The following is a 13,770-nucleotide window of genomic DNA, read 5'->3' on the forward strand; positions in this document are numbered from 1 at the left end:
TGCACATGCGCATACCCACACCCGCCGCGGCGCTCGCAGTCGGCGGATCCCTCGCCCTGGCCGCCCTCGTCGCCCCGGCCGCCCACGCCGGCGAGCCCGGCCGGCCGTGCCAGAGCCTCGGCGTCGCCAACCTCTACGGGGAGTTCATCGAGGGCGACGACACCCACACGCCGGACGCCGAGGGCGCGGTGGCGGTCGGCGGCAACGCCGACTTCACCGGCGGCTTCTCGGTCGGCCAGGAGCTCACCCCCGAGCAGGTCGCGGCGCTGCCCGGCGGCAACGCGCTGGTCGTGGCCGGCAGCGTGACCGGGCACAACACCCAGGTCATGAAGGGGAACGGGGTCTACGGTTCGAAGGCCGCGGGCGCGGTGGTCGAGGCGCACCAGGGCAAGGTCGGCCAGGGCGCGTCCCCGATCGACTTCAAGGCCGAGTTCGCCAAGCTGCGCTCCGCCTCCGCCTCGCTCGCCGCCGCACCGCAGACCGCCGGCGCCACGGTCGAGGCCAAGGGCAAGGAGCTCCGCCTGGGCGGCACCGACGCCGGGCTCAACAGCTTCACCGTCAGCGCCGCGACGCTCCAGGGCGCCACCGACGTCTTCCTTAAGGTGCCGGCCGGCTCGGTCACCGTGATCAACGTGACCGGCGACGCGTACGACATGGCCGCCGCGAAGACCACCGGCTTCCACCTGTGGGACGAGGCGAAGCAGTCGTACGTCCTGGACGACAAGCCGCAGAGCGCCGCGGGCGGGGCCGTCCGCGCCAGGCTGCTGTGGAACTTCCCGACCGCCACCAAGGTGGTCAAGAACAGCCAGGCCGCCTGGGCCGGCACCGTCCTGGCGCCGAACGCGGCCTTCGACCTCGGCAGCGGCGGACCGGTCAACGGTTCGGTCATCGCCAAGGCGCTGACCGGAAAGGGCGGTGCGGAGACGCACCACTACCCGTTCGCCGGCTGCCTGCCCGTCGTCGTGCCGCCGCCGACCACCGTTCCGACGGTGCCGCCGGTGGTCCCGAGCGGCTCGCCGTCGGCGTCCACCGCCCCGAGCACGCCGGGCACCACCCCGGGGGTGCCGTCCGCCTCGGCGACCCCGGGTGCCTCCGGCAGCCCGACCGCGCCGGCGAGCGGCAGGCCGAGCCCGGGCGCCTCCGCAAGCCCGTCGGCCTCCACCCCGGCGGCCGTACCGACCGCCGTGCCGACCGCCTCCGCGAGCCGGTCGGCCGAGGCCACCGGCGGCGGCAACCTCGCGCACACCGGCTCCGGCCCGGTCGTCCCGCTGGCGATCGGCGGCGCGGTCGTGATCGCGGCCGGTGGCGCGATCGTGGTGGCCACCCGTCGCCGGGCGGCCAGGAAGGCCTGAAGCCTCATCGGCCGACCGGTCCGGCCGATCGATACGCGCGCCCGCGGTGACTGAACCCGATCACCGCGGGCGCCGTTCTACATGGCAGTGTGACGAAGTCCATTCAAGTTTGCCGAAACCACGTCATGCGAGGTGGCGGGCGTGATGGGCTGCTCAATGCACATCCGGGACCGGACGGACAGATGAAATCCGGTCGTCGGCGGGGTGTGGGGAGGGGCGTAAGTGCAGGTAGAGTCCCCCGGACAGTCGTAGCGGGCCACCGCCAAACCACTCAACACGCCTGCTGCACAAGACCGTTCGGAGGGGACAACGAAATGGCGCGACAGCAGCGGCAGATCGGCATCAGGAGCGCGGCACTGGCGGGGGCGGCGGCGGCCGCCGTCCTGCTGCCGATGGCCCTGGCCACCAGTGCCTCGGCGCACACGCCCGTATGGACCACGACCTGCGACAAGGTCGTGATCGACCTGACCAACTACAGCGACGCGGCGGGCGTGAAGAACGTCGTCAGCCTGACCATCGACGGCGTGAAGGTGGTCGACCAGAAGGAGTTCGGCAAGGAGTTCCACGGCACGTACCCGGTCAAGGACCACGACAAGCCGGTCACCGCCACCTTCGTGGTCACCACCACCGAGGACCCGAAGAACCACGACTGGAACAAGACCGAGACCAGGACGATCGAGGTCTGCAAGACGCCGACCCCGACTCCGACCCCCACGCCCACCAAGACGGCGACCCCGACCCCCACGCCGACGCCCACCGCGACGGTGTCGCCCACCAAGACGGCGACCCCGACCCCGACGGTGTCGCCCACCGCCACCGCGACGGCGACCCCCACCGCGACCAAGACGCCCACCCAGGCGCCGACCACCGCGACCGCGACCCCGACCCCGGGCCCGGTGCTCGCCCAGACCGGTAGCAACGACTCGACCCCGGTCATCGCCGCGGCCGGCGGCGCCGTCGTCCTGCTCGGCGGCGGGCTCGTCTTCGTCGCCCGCAAGCGCCGCGGCGGCAGCAGCGAGAGCTGACGCCTGCGACAGGTGACCCCGGCGGCCCCCCGCTGACCACGGCGGCCCCCGCTCGACTCGTCGAGCGGGGGCCGCCGTGGTGTGTGCTCCGGGCGTGGAGTGGGAAGTCGGCGTGGCCGACTTCCGACGGTGACCGGTCACCGCTCACCGGTCATCGCCGGTGCGGGCTGCTCCTGGGCCCTATCGACGGGCAATCGACGGACCGTCAGCCGAGGGCGGCGATGATCGGCGCCCAGGCGGCACCGGTGAGTGCGGCCACCGCCTGCTGCTGGGAGAGCGGGGGAGCGACCCGGGTCGGCTTCGGCACCTCACTGGCACCAAAACCGCCGGCGCTGTTCCACTGCACCATCTGCAGCTGCGCACCGGTCGACTTCAGGGTCACCGTCACCGTCCAGCGGTGGGCGGCGTCGACACCGGCCGGGTGCTTGGCCGCGATCTCCTCCGACATCACCACGGCCCCGCCGGGGATCGTGGCACTGCTCGGCAGCTCGCTCAGCGTGCAGGAGTCACCGGAGGCGCGCGCGGGCTTCGTCTGCTCGCAGCTCAGCCCGTCACCGTCCCTGAGCGGCAGCTTGAGCCGCACGGCCGAGACGCCGACGCTGGAGGCGCCGCCACCGTCGTCGACGACCAGTGAACCCATGGCGACCATTCCGCCGGACGGATCCGCGGGGTCGTTGCTCTGCCCGGTCTCCTGGCTGAACCGGCCCCCGGGGAACGTCAGCTCCAGGGCCTTGATCATCTGGGTGTCGGTGATCGCGGAACGGGGCGCCGCGTGCGCCGCCGGCTCGACGTCGGATCCTGCGGGGTGGAGCCCGGGGAGTGCACCGGGGAACACCAGGCCGGTCGCCGCGACCACGGTGAAGGCGCAGGCGCCGACCCCGGCGGTGACACCGGCGATGACGCCCGCGGTGCGTCGACGCCGGCGGCTGCGCCCGCGCTCGACGGCTCCGCTCACGAACGTGGTGAGATCGGGGTCGAGGGAGTCGGCCGTGCGGTCCAGGGCGTGTGCGAGGTCTGCTTCGAACGGCATGCTGAAGTCACCTTTTCTGTCGCTGATGGGGGCGGGGCCTTGCGGCGGTTCTGACCTGCGGGCACGTGCTCAGTGCGGCACCAGGTCGGACAGGCTGTCGCCGAGCAGCGCGCGCACCCTGCCGAGCGCGCGGGTGCCCTGGGAGCGGACCGCGCTGCTGCTCAGCCTGAGCATCCGGGCGGTCTCCTCGATGCTGCGGTCCTCCCAGTAGCGCAGCAGAAGCACCGCCCGGTCACGGGGCGGGAGTTGGCCGAGGGCGTCCAGCAGGGTGAGCCGCAGCGCGGTGTCCGGGCCGGACGACGCACCGTCGGGCACGTTCCCGACCGGGCGTTCCGTGGTGCTCCGCCGACGCCGCAGGCTGAGGAACGTGCGGACCAGGACCGTCTGGGCGTAGGCCGCCGGATTGTCCGCACCGGCCACCCGCTTCCAGTGCACGTACACCCGGCTGAGCGTCTCCTGCACCAGGTCCTCGGCAAGGTGCGCGTCACCGGCGGTGAGCACGTACGCCGAGCGGTACAGCGCCTTGGCCCTCGCGGCCACGAACTCCAGGTACTCGTTCTCCTGAGCTGATTTCACTCGGTCCCCGCCTGTTCCCTCGTCCTGTGATCCCCGTGCATACCCCTCATGACTACGTGGGACGGCAGGATGTCGCGCGGGCGGGAGATCTTCTTCACCGCTGCCGCGTCAACGGCCCGCCACGAGGCCGGAGGCGCGAGGCCCGGCGTGGCGCCGACAACGGCGGTTCCCCCAGGGCATCCAGCGCTATGGCCTGCGAAGGTCCCGCTACCAGGGCGCCTAGCGAACACCAGCCTCCAACGCCGGCTCAACGCCGCGGCGATCAACCTCGCCCGCATGGACGCCCTCCGCACCGAGGTGTCCCGGGGCCCGTACTCGCACCAGCCACTTCGCAGTACTGCGCCCCGCCGAGCACCAGCTCGGCGGGGCGCAGTGATCAAGGCTCCGAATCAACCAACAGCGTTCTCCTGTGTGAGCCAGGGGCTGCCGTTGTGAGCGGCGCCGAAGCGGTGAAGTCACAGCTGTGGGACACACGAGATGACCCGGCGGTCAGCGGTGGACCTGGACGAGGGCGTGGCGGCCATCGGTACGCCACGGCGTTCCCGTGCTGTCGAGGTGGGTGACGACGGCGGCGTCGATGCCGACGAGCACGTCGGACTTCAGAGTCCGCAGGGCGGCGACGGGACTGGGGAAGTGGCCCACGGTCCGGCTGAAGGGCGTGGTCGATGACCAGAGCCGGTCGCCGACGAGCCGGCGGTAGTTGAGGTCGCCCTTGAGGATCGCCATCGTGGCACCAGCGAACTCGGTGCGCAGGTCGTTGGGCATGTCGTGAAACGGCAGCGGCGCGCAGAAGAACGCGTGTGTGCGAACTGCGAGCGTGCCCTCGTTCATCGCCACCCACAGCCGTTGGCCGATTGCCCCCGCGGCCGGCGACGGCGCGGTGCGCAGGCGTTCGACCGTGGCGAGGACGTCGGCCATCGTCGCGTCCGACACGTAATAGGGATGGGGCTTCACGTACAGGGTGACCCGGGATGCCAGGCCGCCGGCCAGGAGGTGGTCGATCAGCACCAGGTCGGGCAGCAGTTCGCGGCCGGCGTTGTCCGCGACGACGCAGATCCGCCCACCCCCGGCCTGCCCCAGTTCGGCCCAGAACGTCGCGCTGTCGTCAGCAACCAGATCGGACACGGTCGACACACCAGCGCTCGCGGTGATCTGGAAGCTGAGGTCGGCGCGGTTGCCCCACAGTGCGGACGACAGAAGCGCCTCCGCCCGCTGCGGCTCCGGCAGAGTGTTGAGCTTGCTCAGCGCGGCCAGCTCGTCGTCAACTGCCACACCGCCCAGCTCCGCGTTCTTGAACGGCGCGAAGGGATCGACGCCCTGCCATGCTCCGGGCTGGAAGTAGCCGGTGGCTTCCAGCAGCCGTCGGTAGAAGTAGCTCTCGGCCCAAAGGAACGGAGCCTCGCCCCAGGGCTTGCCCCACAGGCCCCGGCCCCACTCCAGCCACTGCGCGTGGTCCGGGGCGTCCGGACCCAGCGGCTCCAGCACGCTGGTGGTGCTCTCCGTGAGGAGCCGCTCGACCGCGGTCTGTTCGGCGGGACCGTACGGCAGCGCGTCGAGCACCTGCTGGATGAGCTTGGGGTGACGCTCGTGGAATACGCCCCAGGCGAAGGACCCGGGGACGTTGCTGCGGATCACTGGTGCGGTCGACACGTCGGGGCTCGTCTCTTTCGTCATCATCGGGTGGCGGTCCTGCCCTTGACCTCGAGAGGATCAAGGGCAGTGTCAAGATCGTGGTCGTTGAACCGGAGCAGGGCCGACTCGACGGCACTACCGACGAGGATTTCGCCCGGCGCCGGTTGCGGGGGCAGTTCGGCGCCGTGTCGACGCGAACCTCGGCGAGCTGTTTGTGCCCGAGCAACCAGGCCCTGACCGTGCCGTCGGCTGCCGCCGAGACTAGACGATCACGATCCTCTGAGAACGTCACCATGAGGACTCGGCCCGAGGCGTCGTTCGCGACACCGCACTCGCCCAACTCCGCTGGGCTGCCGGCCTCCTGAACAGTCGCTGCCCCACTCCGCTCCGGGCTGAGCTGTTCGGCGCCGTCAGCCGTCTGGCAACCGTGGTCGGCGCCTCGGCCTTCGACGCCTTCGCCCACGACGACGCCCACCGTCTGTTCGCGTTCGCCACCTCGTGTGCCGAGGAAGTGGACAACTGGCCACTGCGCGCGGTTCCTACAACCTCCGCTCGCTGCGGGCCAACCACGAGCTGGCTGAGCTCGGCCGGGTCGCCCATCGCCACCGCAGCCTCGGCGACATCCGGGACCTTCGGGAACAGATCGCCGCTACGGTGGCGGCGTGAGCAACACCGAGGACTCCCGCTCCCTACTGCTCAAGGCGTGCGCGACGGTCGGCTTGTCCCCGGCGGGCGCCGAACCGATCCAGATCGGGGAGAACGCGCTGTGGCGATTGCCGCTCGGGGTCGTGGCCCGCATCAGCCGACCCGGGCAGTCGGCGGCCGCGAGCCGCGAACTGGCGGTCGCCCGGTGGCTGGGTGACTGCGGGGTGCCTGCGGTGCGACCGCTCGATCACCAGCGGGAGCCCCTGGACGTGGATGGCAGCCCGGTGACCTTCTGGTACGAGCTGCCACCGCACCGGCCAGGAACCGCTGCCGACATCGCGCCGCTCCTGCGCCGCGTCCACGGACTTCCCGTTCCGGACTTCCCGTTGGGCGGCCTCGACCCGTTCGTCCGGCTCGCCAACAGGATCGACGGCGCGGCCACGCTCGACGACAGGCAGAGGCGGTGGCTCCGCGACCGCCTGGCTGAACTCCAAACAGCATGGCTGAGCCTCCCGCCTGGCCTGCCCGCGAGCGTCATACACGGCGATGCCTGGGGCGGCAACGCGGCGGTCACACCGACCACCACCTACCTGCTCGACTTCGAACGAACCTCCCTCGGACCTCCCGAGTGGGACCTCACCGCCACCGCCGTCGGCTACGGCACCTTCGGCACTGTTTCGGACGGCGAGTACACCGCCTTCTGCGAGGCGTACGGAGCCGACGTGATGACCTGGGCCGGATACCCGGTACTGCGGGATATCCGAGAGCTCAGAGTCACCTGTTTCGCCCTCCAGCACGCCGCGGCCGATCCTGTCCGACATCGATCGGAGGCCCACTACCGTCTCGCCTGTCTGCAAGGAGACAGCGGTCCGCGGCCGTGGGGCTGGAGAGCCGTCAGCTGAGGCCGGATCGAACCGCTCCTGTACGGGCGCATCAGTATTCGATGGCGTGAACCGATCCGTCAGGTACCGGGGCGGGCGGTTGGCCGAGGGGTTCAGGGGCTGAGGGCGGTTCGGTAGTCATACTCGCCGGCTTTGGCGGCTTGGAGGAGCTTGGCGAAGGTGGTGGGGGTGGTGCGGAGGATGGTGGTGGGGGCGTCGGATTCGCGGAGTTCGACCAGCCCGTCGGCGGTGCGGACCTCGACGCATTCGTTGTTGGAGGCGCTGAAGCTGGACTTCTGCCAGTCTGGGTCAGGCATTCGCGGCTTTCACTTCTTTCATGATGGATCGGATGAACTCGCGCGATCCCTCCTCGGAGAGCGCGGTGGCGTCCAGCCGCGAGAAGATGAATCGATGCTTGGCCAGGTCGGCTGGTGAGTCGAAGAAGAGTGCGCCCTGGGAGACATCCATCTGAACAGTATCCAGCTCAGGCACAGGGCCTTCTGCAAAGGTGAGGTTCTCACCGGCGCCAGGGAAGGTGTGGACAGAGAACGGCACGGCGCGGATAGAGATCCCCGGCCGCTCGGAGTCTTCGAGGAGGGCCTCAAGCTGGTCGGCAAGTACCTCGGGGCCGCCGAACTGCATCCGCAGCGCAGCCTCGTGAATGAACGCCTGAAGCGGAGTCCTGCCGGAGCGAATGAGCTGTTGTCTCTTGATACGAAACGCGGTCCTCGTCTCGATATCCTGTGGAGGCAGCGGCGGAACCACCCGACCGAATACCGCAGATGCGTAGGCGCTGGTTTGGAACAGGCCAGGCATGTACGTGGTGGTGCTGACAGCCAGCCGCGTGGCTCGACCTTCGAGTTCTGCAACTTCAAGGAAGTCTGTCAGCAGAACCGCGCGGTACTCCTCCCACCAGCCCTTTCGCCGATCTGAGGCCATCTCTGCCAGTGCATCGATGAGCGGCTGGTTGGCACAACTGCATGCTGCGGCCACTGTGCGAAGGCGCTCAGGGCTGACGCCGATCCTCGCGGTCTCCATCTGGGTCATCTGGCCAGGGCTGATGCCCAGCGTTTTGGCGAGCTGACTGCTGCCGAGGCCTGCCTGCTCTCTCATCCTCCGCAGTTCTACGCCCAGCCGACGTTGACGAAGGGTCGGGTTGGTGCGAACAGCCATGGTGTCCTCTCGGCGGGCAGTGGGGCCAGTGTGCCGCGATGGCGGCGTATGGGTCCATCTGAAGCTGGGTGCGCCCAGCCACCGGAGGGTGAATTTTTCAGCAGTCGCCTAAATCTTCAAGCCGTGTGAGCTATCGTCGTCCACAAGTCGATCCGACGGATCGTCAGTAACGCCTGTATCTAGGGCAGTAGGCGCCTGCTGCCCTCGCACCGCAGAGCAGCCATGTCCTGGCCTGGCTCACGGCGACGTCTCCGCCGGTGATCGACGAACCCCATCAGCACAACCTCATCCGGAGGTTCCCCATGTGTGCCCTCAACCCGCCCGACTGGTCCGCCGCCCGTGAAGCGTTGCGTAACGCCACGTCCGCCGCCGGCTGGCCGGACGACCTCATCTCCGACGCCGAACTCGCCCTCCATGAGCTGTTCGTCAACGCCTGGCGGCACGGAGGCAGCCCCGCGCCGACCGTGGTCGTCGTCCTCCTCGCGGACCGCACCCTCCGCGTCTCCGTGGCGGACGACAACCCGGACCTGCCCGAGCCCCGCGTCTCCGCCGACCCGTACGAGCTGTCCGGCCGGGGCCTGCACCTCGTCCGCTCGCTCACCCACCGCTTCGGCGCCGACCCGCGCCGGCACGGCAAGGGCAAGCTCGTCTGGTTCGAGCTGGACCGTGCCGCGTGGGCGTCGTGACCCCGATGGCCACCCGGGCCGTCCACACCGAGCGCACCACTGTCCACTACCTCGCCGTCGAGAACGTCCCCGACGCGACCGTCCAGCTCCGTGCCGCCGTCGACCTCGACATCAACGCCGCCCCCGGCGAATACCTCGCCCTCCCCCTCACCCGCGACCAGGCCCACGAGCTCCTCCAGGGCCTCGCCGCCCACCTCGGCCACCGTGTGATCGGCATCCGCCGATGAGGACGGGCACCGTCAACTTCCTGGTCGGCGCGGCGTTCGCCGCCCTCCTCGCCCTCGCCCTCGCCACCGTCGTCCTCGGCGTCGTCACCGCCCTCAAGGTCAACGACGAGCAGCACGAACCCCCGCCCCCGATCACCCGCCACGGCCGCTGGGAGCTGCGCAGACTCCCCGACGGCACCCACGAGTACGCCTGGATCGCCCGCCAGGCCGGCCACTACGGCCCCGAGATCCGCCACCGAACCAACCCTGACCCGCCCGCCCGCGGCCGGCACCGCATACCCACCTGATCAGCCAACGCGAAGGCCCCCGCCCATCAGGACGGGGGCCTCGCGGCGATCGGGGGCCGCTACTCCCAGCGGACGAACCGCGCCGCTACTCCCAGCGGAAGAACCGTGCGGCCGCCGCCAGTCCGAGTACCGCCCAGCCGCCCAGGATGCCGAGGTCCGCCCAGGGCACGCCGGCGCCCGTCTGGAGCACCGAGCGCAGACCGTCGGACAGTGCCGCGATCGGCAGCAGCTCCAGCACCGACTGGACGGCGGCGGGGAACTTCGACAGCGGCACGATGACACCCCCCGCCAGCAGCAGCAGGATGAAGACCAGGTTCGCGGCGGCCAGCGTGGCCTCCGCCTTGAGCGTGCCGGCCATCAGCAGGCCGAGGCCGGAGAAGGCGGCGGTGCCGAGGACGAGGAGGGCCAGTACGGCCAGGACGTTCCCCTGCGGGGACCAGCCGAGCGCCAGGGCGATCACGCTCAGCAGCGCCACCTGCAGCGCCTCCGTCACCAGCACGCAGCCCGTCTTCGCCGTGAGCAGCGCCCAGCGCGGCAGCGGGCTGGCGCCCAGCCGCTTCAGCACGCCGTACCGCCGCTCGAAGCCGGTGGCGATGGCCTGTCCGGTGAAGGCGGTGGACATCACGGCCAGCGCGAGCAGGCCGGGGGCCAGGAAGTCGACCCGCTTGCCGGGGCCGTCCACCGCGACGATGTCGACGGCGGAGAAGAGCACCAGCAGCACCGTCGGGATGACCACGGTGAGCAGCAGCTGTTCGCCGTTGCGCAGCAGCATCTTCGTCTCGAAGGCCGTCTGGGCGAGCAGCATCCGGCCGACGGGGGCCGCACCCGGCTTGGGGGAGTAGTCGGGGGAGTAGTCCACGGAGGTCACGAGCGCAGGTCCCGTCCGGTCAGGTCGAGGAAGACGTCTTCGAGGCTGCGGCGCTGCACGGCGAGCCGCTCGGGGAGGATGCCGGAGGCCGCGCACCAGCCGGTGACGGTGGCCAGCAGCTGCGGGTCGACGGGCGCCTCGATGCGGTAGCTGCCGGGGGTGGCCTCGGTGGCGGTGGCGCCCTCGGGCAGTTCCTTGAGCAGCGGGCCGAGGTCCAGCCCGGGCGGCCCGTCGAAGCGCAGTGAGGACTCGGCGCCGCCGCGGCAGAGCTCCTCCGGGGTGCCCTCGGCGATCACGCGGCCGCGGTCGACGACGGCGACCCGGTCGGCGAGCTGTTCGGCCTCGTCCATGTGGTGGGTGGTGACGACCACGGTGACGCCGTCCCGGCGCAGGTCGCGGACGAGGTCCCAGGTGGCGCGGCGGGCCTGCGGGTCGAGGCCGGCGGTGGGCTCGTCCAGGAAGACCAGCTCCGGGCGGCCGACCACGGCCATGGCCAGGGCGAGGCGCTGCTGCTGGCCGCCGGAGAGCCGGCGGTAGGTGGTGCGGCCGCAGGAGCCGAGGCCGAGCCGCTCGACGAGGGCGTCGACGTCGAGCGGGTGGGCGTGCAGCTTCGCGGTGTGCCGGAGCATCTCGACGGCGCGCGCGCCCGCGTACACACCGCCGGACTGGAGCATCACGCCGATCCGGGGGCGCAGCCGGTCGCCCTGGGTGACCGGGTCGAGGCCGAGGACGCGGACGGTGCCGGCGTCGGGGCGGCGGTAGCCCTCGCAGGTCTCGATGGTGGTGGTCTTGCCGGCGCCGTTGGGGCCGAGCACGGCGGTGATCGCGCCGCGTGCGAGGGTGAGGTCGAGACCGTCCACCGCGGTCTTCTCGCCGTAGCGCTTGACCAGCCCGGTGATCTGGACCGCGGGTTCGGAATGCATACCGGCGAGTGTAAGAGGCGTGAACGCCGCGGGCCGAAGCCGGGCCGGATGACCGTTCACCCAGGTCAGGTAAGCCTTACCTGCGTGACAGATGACACCAGTGAGGCCTGGATCACGGCTTGTCCCGTCGGAAGTAATTACGCAACACTGGTGTTGTGAAAAACATGCGCGAGCACCCCACGCAGCAGGAGGCCGAGTCGGCCCCCGGCTGTGCCGTGCCCGCGACGGCGGCCGAGGTGCTGCTGGAGGGCCACCGGGCGACCCGGGACAGGGTCGCCCGTTCGATCCTCGACCACGGCCCCTCCTCCGCCGCCGACCTGGCGAGCCGGCTCGGTCTGACCACCGCGGCCGTCCGCCGTCACCTGGACGGACTGGCCGCCGCCGGCCTGGTCGACGCCCGCGAACAGCGGGTGTACGGCAGCCGCGGCCGGGGCCGTCCCGCCAAGGTCTTCGCCCTCACCGACGCCGGACGGGACGCCTTCTACCAGGCGTACGACCAGCTCGCGGCCGACGCGCTGCGCTGGATCTCCGACTCGGTGGGCGGCGGCAAGGCGGGCGAGGAGGCGGTCGCCGCCTTCGCCCGGGCCCGGTTCGGGAAGCAGGGCGAGCGCTACCTCGCCGCGCTGCGCCAGGCCGCGGCCGGGGAGCGCACCGAGGCGCTCGCCCAGGCGCTGAGCGCGGACGGGTACGCTGCCACCGTGCGGCGTGTGCCGTCGGCCGCGGCGAAAGCCCCGGCGGGCGCCCAGCTCTGCCAGCACCACTGCCCGGTCGCGCACATCGCCGAGCAGTTCCCGCAGCTCTGCGAGGCGGAGACCGAGGTCTTCTCCCAACTGCTGGGCACCCATGTGCAACGGCTGGCCACCATCGCCCACGGCGACGGGGTCTGCACCACCTATGTGCCGGCATCCGGTGCCGCATCGTCGCCCGCCCTGCGTGCCGCAGGACCGGGTACCGGTGCAGTGCCGACTGCCGGTACGTCCATCGAAGACTCAGCGTCCGCGCGTTAGGAAGCTCGCATGACTGACACCGTTTCGCACCCGGAGCTCGAAGGCCTGGGCACCTACGAGTACGGCTGGGCCGACCCGGACACCGCCGGTGCGGCTGCCAAGCGCGGGCTCAGCGAGGACGTCGTCCGCGACATCTCGGCGAAGAAGAACGAGTCCGAGTGGATGCTGAACCTGCGGCTCAAGGGCCTCAAGCTGTTCGGCAAGAAGCCCATGCCGACCTGGGGCTCGGACCTCTCCGGCATCGACTTCGACAACATCAAGTACTTCGTCCGCTCGACCGAGAAGCAGGCCGAGTCCTGGGAGGACCTGCCCGCGGACATCAAGGCGACGTACGACAAGCTCGGCATCCCGGAGGCGGAGAAGCAGCGCCTCGTCGCCGGTGTCGCCGCGCAGTACGAGTCCGAGGTCGTCTACCACCAGATCCGCGAGGACCTGGAGGAGCAGGGTGTCATCTTCCTGGACACCGACACCGCTCTGAAGGAGCACCCGGAGATCTTCAAGGAGTACTTCGGCACCGTCATCCCGGCCGGCGACAACAAGTTCGCCGCGCTGAACACGGCGGTCTGGTCCGGCGGCTCCTTCATCTACGTGCCGAAGGGCGTGCACGTCGACATCCCGCTCCAGGCCTACTTCCGGATCAACACCGAGAACATGGGCCAGTTCGAGCGGACGCTGATCATCGTCGACGAGGACGCCTACGTCCACTACGTCGAGGGCTGCACCGCGCCGATCTACTCCTCCGACTCGCTGCACTCCGCGGTCGTGGAGATCATCGTCAAGAAGGGCGGCCGCTGCCGCTACACGACCATCCAGAACTGGTCGAACAACGTCTACAACCTGGTCACCAAGCGCGCCGTGGCGTACGAGGGCGCGACCATGGAGTGGATCGACGGCAACATCGGCTCCAAGGTCACCATGAAGTACCCGGCCGTCTACCTGATGGGCGAGCACGCCAAGGGCGAGACCCTGTCGATCGCCTTCGCCGGTGAGGGCCAGCACCAGGACGCCGGCGCCAAGATGGTCCACATGGCGCCGAACACCTCCTCCAACATCGTCTCCAAGTCGGTGGCGCGGGGCGGCGGCCGCACCTCCTACCGCGGTCTGATCGAGATCGGCGAGGGCTCCAAGGGCGCCAAGTCCAACGTGCTCTGCGACGCGCTGCTCGTCGACACGATCTCCCGCTCGGACACCTACCCGTACGTGGACGTCCGCGAGGACGACGTGTCCATGGGCCACGAGGCGACCGTCTCCAAGGTCAGCGAGGACCAGCTCTTCTACCTGATGAGCCGGGGCATGACCGAGTTCGAGGCGATGGCGATGATCGTCCGCGGCTTCGTCGAGCCGATCGCGCGCGAGCTGCCGATGGAGTACGCGCTGGAGCTGAACCGGCTGATCGAGCTGCAGATGGAGGGCTCCGTCGGCTGACGCCGCAGCCGTACGCAGTCCGTCCGCACGTTG

15 protein-coding genes and 1 pseudogene are annotated in these 13,770 nt (G+C 70.5%); 9 read left to right on the plus strand and 7 right to left on the minus strand.

The features are described 5' to 3' along the window. Positions 1 to 5: 5 nt before the first annotated feature. Positions 6 to 1,352 (plus strand): choice-of-anchor A family protein, encoded by a 1,347-nt coding sequence (locus tag J5Y04_RS10630; protein ID WP_209411699.1) that lies wholly within the window; start codon positions 6 to 8, stop codon positions 1,350 to 1,352. Positions 1,353 to 1,666: 314 nt separating this feature from the next. After that, positions 1,667 to 2,377 carry an LAETG motif-containing sortase-dependent surface protein gene (locus tag J5Y04_RS10635; RefSeq protein ID WP_209411700.1) on the plus strand — a complete coding sequence of 237 codons (711 nt, stop codon included), beginning with the start codon at positions 1,667 to 1,669 and terminating at the stop codon, positions 2,375 to 2,377. A gap of 205 nt (positions 2,378 to 2,582) precedes the next feature. Here the strand turns inward: J5Y04_RS10635 and J5Y04_RS10640 are convergent, their stop codons facing one another. Beyond that, on the minus strand, positions 2,583 to 3,407 hold the full coding sequence (locus J5Y04_RS10640; protein WP_209411701.1) for a hypothetical protein: 825 nt from the start codon (positions 3,405 to 3,407) through the stop codon (positions 2,583 to 2,585). 69 nt (positions 3,408 to 3,476) lie between these two features. Continuing rightward, positions 3,477 to 3,983 carry a SigE family RNA polymerase sigma factor gene (locus J5Y04_RS10645; protein WP_209411702.1) on the minus strand — a complete coding sequence of 169 codons (507 nt, stop codon included), beginning with the start codon at positions 3,981 to 3,983 and terminating at the stop codon, positions 3,477 to 3,479. Positions 3,984 to 4,167: 184 nt separating this feature from the next. On the opposite strand from J5Y04_RS10645, the pseudogene J5Y04_RS41535 reads away from it, so the two are divergent. Then, positions 4,168 to 4,359: pseudogene (locus J5Y04_RS41535) on the plus strand (IS5/IS1182 family transposase); the annotation flags it as partial. A gap of 113 nt (positions 4,360 to 4,472) precedes the next feature. On the opposite strand, the gene J5Y04_RS10650 reads toward J5Y04_RS41535, so the two are convergent. Beyond that, positions 4,473 to 5,660 carry a damage-control phosphatase ARMT1 family protein gene (locus J5Y04_RS10650; RefSeq protein WP_245204586.1) on the minus strand — a complete coding sequence of 396 codons (1,188 nt, stop codon included), beginning with the start codon at positions 5,658 to 5,660 and terminating at the stop codon, positions 4,473 to 4,475. A gap of 617 nt (positions 5,661 to 6,277) precedes the next feature. On the opposite strand from J5Y04_RS10650, the gene J5Y04_RS10655 reads away from it, so the two are divergent. Further along, on the plus strand, positions 6,278 to 7,162 hold the full coding sequence (locus J5Y04_RS10655) for a phosphotransferase family protein (protein WP_209411703.1): 885 nt from the start codon (positions 6,278 to 6,280) through the stop codon (positions 7,160 to 7,162). Between the two features lie 92 nt (positions 7,163 to 7,254). Here J5Y04_RS10655 and J5Y04_RS10660 read toward each other — a convergent pair whose 3' ends face one another. Beyond that, complete coding sequence (locus tag J5Y04_RS10660; protein WP_209411704.1) at positions 7,255 to 7,458, minus strand: DUF397 domain-containing protein; 204 nt, start codon at positions 7,456 to 7,458, stop codon at positions 7,255 to 7,257. After that, positions 7,451 to 8,314: a helix-turn-helix transcriptional regulator gene (locus tag J5Y04_RS10665; protein WP_209411705.1), complete on the minus strand. Its 864-nt coding sequence runs from the start codon at positions 8,312 to 8,314 to the stop codon at positions 7,451 to 7,453. Before J5Y04_RS10665 ends, J5Y04_RS10660 begins: the two co-directional genes overlap by 8 nt. Before the next feature lie 302 nt (positions 8,315 to 8,616). On the opposite strand from J5Y04_RS10665, the gene J5Y04_RS10670 reads away from it, so the two are divergent. Genes J5Y04_RS10670 through J5Y04_RS10680 form a run of 3 tightly spaced genes read left to right on the plus strand, consistent with a single transcriptional unit; the run spans position 8,617 to position 9,514 of the window. Beyond that, complete coding sequence (locus J5Y04_RS10670; RefSeq protein ID WP_209411706.1) at positions 8,617 to 9,000, plus strand: ATP-binding protein; 384 nt, start codon at positions 8,617 to 8,619, stop codon at positions 8,998 to 9,000. After that, positions 8,988 to 9,227, plus strand: a complete 240-nt coding sequence (locus J5Y04_RS10675) for a hypothetical protein (RefSeq protein WP_209411707.1) — start codon at positions 8,988 to 8,990, stop codon at positions 9,225 to 9,227. The genes J5Y04_RS10670 and J5Y04_RS10675 overlap by 13 nt, the downstream gene beginning before the upstream one ends. Continuing rightward, positions 9,224 to 9,514: a hypothetical protein gene (locus J5Y04_RS10680; RefSeq protein ID WP_209411708.1), complete on the plus strand. Its 291-nt coding sequence runs from the start codon at positions 9,224 to 9,226 to the stop codon at positions 9,512 to 9,514. Before J5Y04_RS10675 ends, J5Y04_RS10680 begins: the two co-directional genes overlap by 4 nt. 85 nt (positions 9,515 to 9,599) lie before the next feature. Here the strand turns inward: J5Y04_RS10680 and J5Y04_RS10685 are convergent, their stop codons facing one another. Next, positions 9,600 to 10,319: an ABC transporter permease gene (locus J5Y04_RS10685; RefSeq protein WP_209411867.1), complete on the minus strand. Its 720-nt coding sequence runs from the start codon at positions 10,317 to 10,319 to the stop codon at positions 9,600 to 9,602. Between the two features lie 59 nt (positions 10,320 to 10,378). Continuing rightward, the gene (locus J5Y04_RS10690) at positions 10,379 to 11,305 is read right to left on the minus strand and encodes an ABC transporter ATP-binding protein (protein ID WP_209411709.1); all 927 of its coding nucleotides are present in this window, start codon (positions 11,303 to 11,305) and stop codon (positions 10,379 to 10,381) included. A 164-nt stretch (positions 11,306 to 11,469) separates the two neighbouring features. Between J5Y04_RS10690 and J5Y04_RS10695 the strand changes: the two genes are divergently transcribed. Together J5Y04_RS10695 and sufB are read left to right on the plus strand one after the other, a co-directional pair. Continuing rightward, entirely contained in the window at positions 11,470 to 12,312 is an 843-nt protein-coding gene (locus J5Y04_RS10695) for a metalloregulator ArsR/SmtB family transcription factor (RefSeq protein WP_209411710.1), read from the plus strand. Between the two features lie 9 nt (positions 12,313 to 12,321). Next, complete coding sequence (gene sufB, locus J5Y04_RS10700; RefSeq protein ID WP_209411711.1) at positions 12,322 to 13,737, plus strand: Fe-S cluster assembly protein SufB; 1,416 nt, start codon at positions 12,322 to 12,324, stop codon at positions 13,735 to 13,737. The last annotated feature ends 33 nt before the right edge of the window (positions 13,738 to 13,770 follow it).

The organism is Kitasatospora sp. RG8, from assembly GCF_017813315.1.
Lineage (GTDB): Bacteria > Actinomycetota > Actinomycetes > Streptomycetales > Streptomycetaceae > Kitasatospora.

Excerpts from the sequence above, each read along its gene's own strand:
- J5Y04_RS10630 (WP_209411699.1), top strand. The coding sequence starts at position 6 with ATGCGCATACCCACACCCGCCGCGGCGCTCGCAGTCGGCGGATCCCTC.
- J5Y04_RS10635 (WP_209411700.1), top strand. The coding sequence starts at position 1,667 with ATGGCGCGACAGCAGCGGCAGATCGGCATCAGGAGCGCGGCACTGGCG.
- J5Y04_RS10640 (WP_209411701.1), bottom strand. The coding sequence starts at position 3,407 with ATGCCGTTCGAAGCAGACCTCGCACACGCCCTGGACCGCACGGCCGAC.
- J5Y04_RS10650 (WP_245204586.1), bottom strand. The coding sequence starts at position 5,660 with ATGATGACGAAAGAGACGAGCCCCGACGTGTCGACCGCACCAGTGATC.
- J5Y04_RS10660 (WP_209411704.1), bottom strand. The coding sequence starts at position 7,458 with ATGCCTGACCCAGACTGGCAGAAGTCCAGCTTCAGCGCCTCCAACAAC.
- J5Y04_RS10665 (WP_209411705.1), bottom strand. The coding sequence starts at position 8,314 with ATGGCTGTTCGCACCAACCCGACCCTTCGTCAACGTCGGCTGGGCGTA.
- J5Y04_RS10670 (WP_209411706.1), top strand. The coding sequence starts at position 8,617 with ATGTGTGCCCTCAACCCGCCCGACTGGTCCGCCGCCCGTGAAGCGTTG.
- J5Y04_RS10680 (WP_209411708.1), top strand. The coding sequence starts at position 9,224 with ATGAGGACGGGCACCGTCAACTTCCTGGTCGGCGCGGCGTTCGCCGCC.
- J5Y04_RS10685 (WP_209411867.1), bottom strand. The coding sequence starts at position 10,319 with ATGCTGCTCGCCCAGACGGCCTTCGAGACGAAGATGCTGCTGCGCAAC.
- J5Y04_RS10690 (WP_209411709.1), bottom strand. The coding sequence starts at position 11,305 with ATGCATTCCGAACCCGCGGTCCAGATCACCGGGCTGGTCAAGCGCTAC.
- J5Y04_RS10695 (WP_209411710.1), top strand. The coding sequence starts at position 11,470 with ATGCGCGAGCACCCCACGCAGCAGGAGGCCGAGTCGGCCCCCGGCTGT.
- sufB (WP_209411711.1), top strand. The coding sequence starts at position 12,322 with ATGACTGACACCGTTTCGCACCCGGAGCTCGAAGGCCTGGGCACCTAC.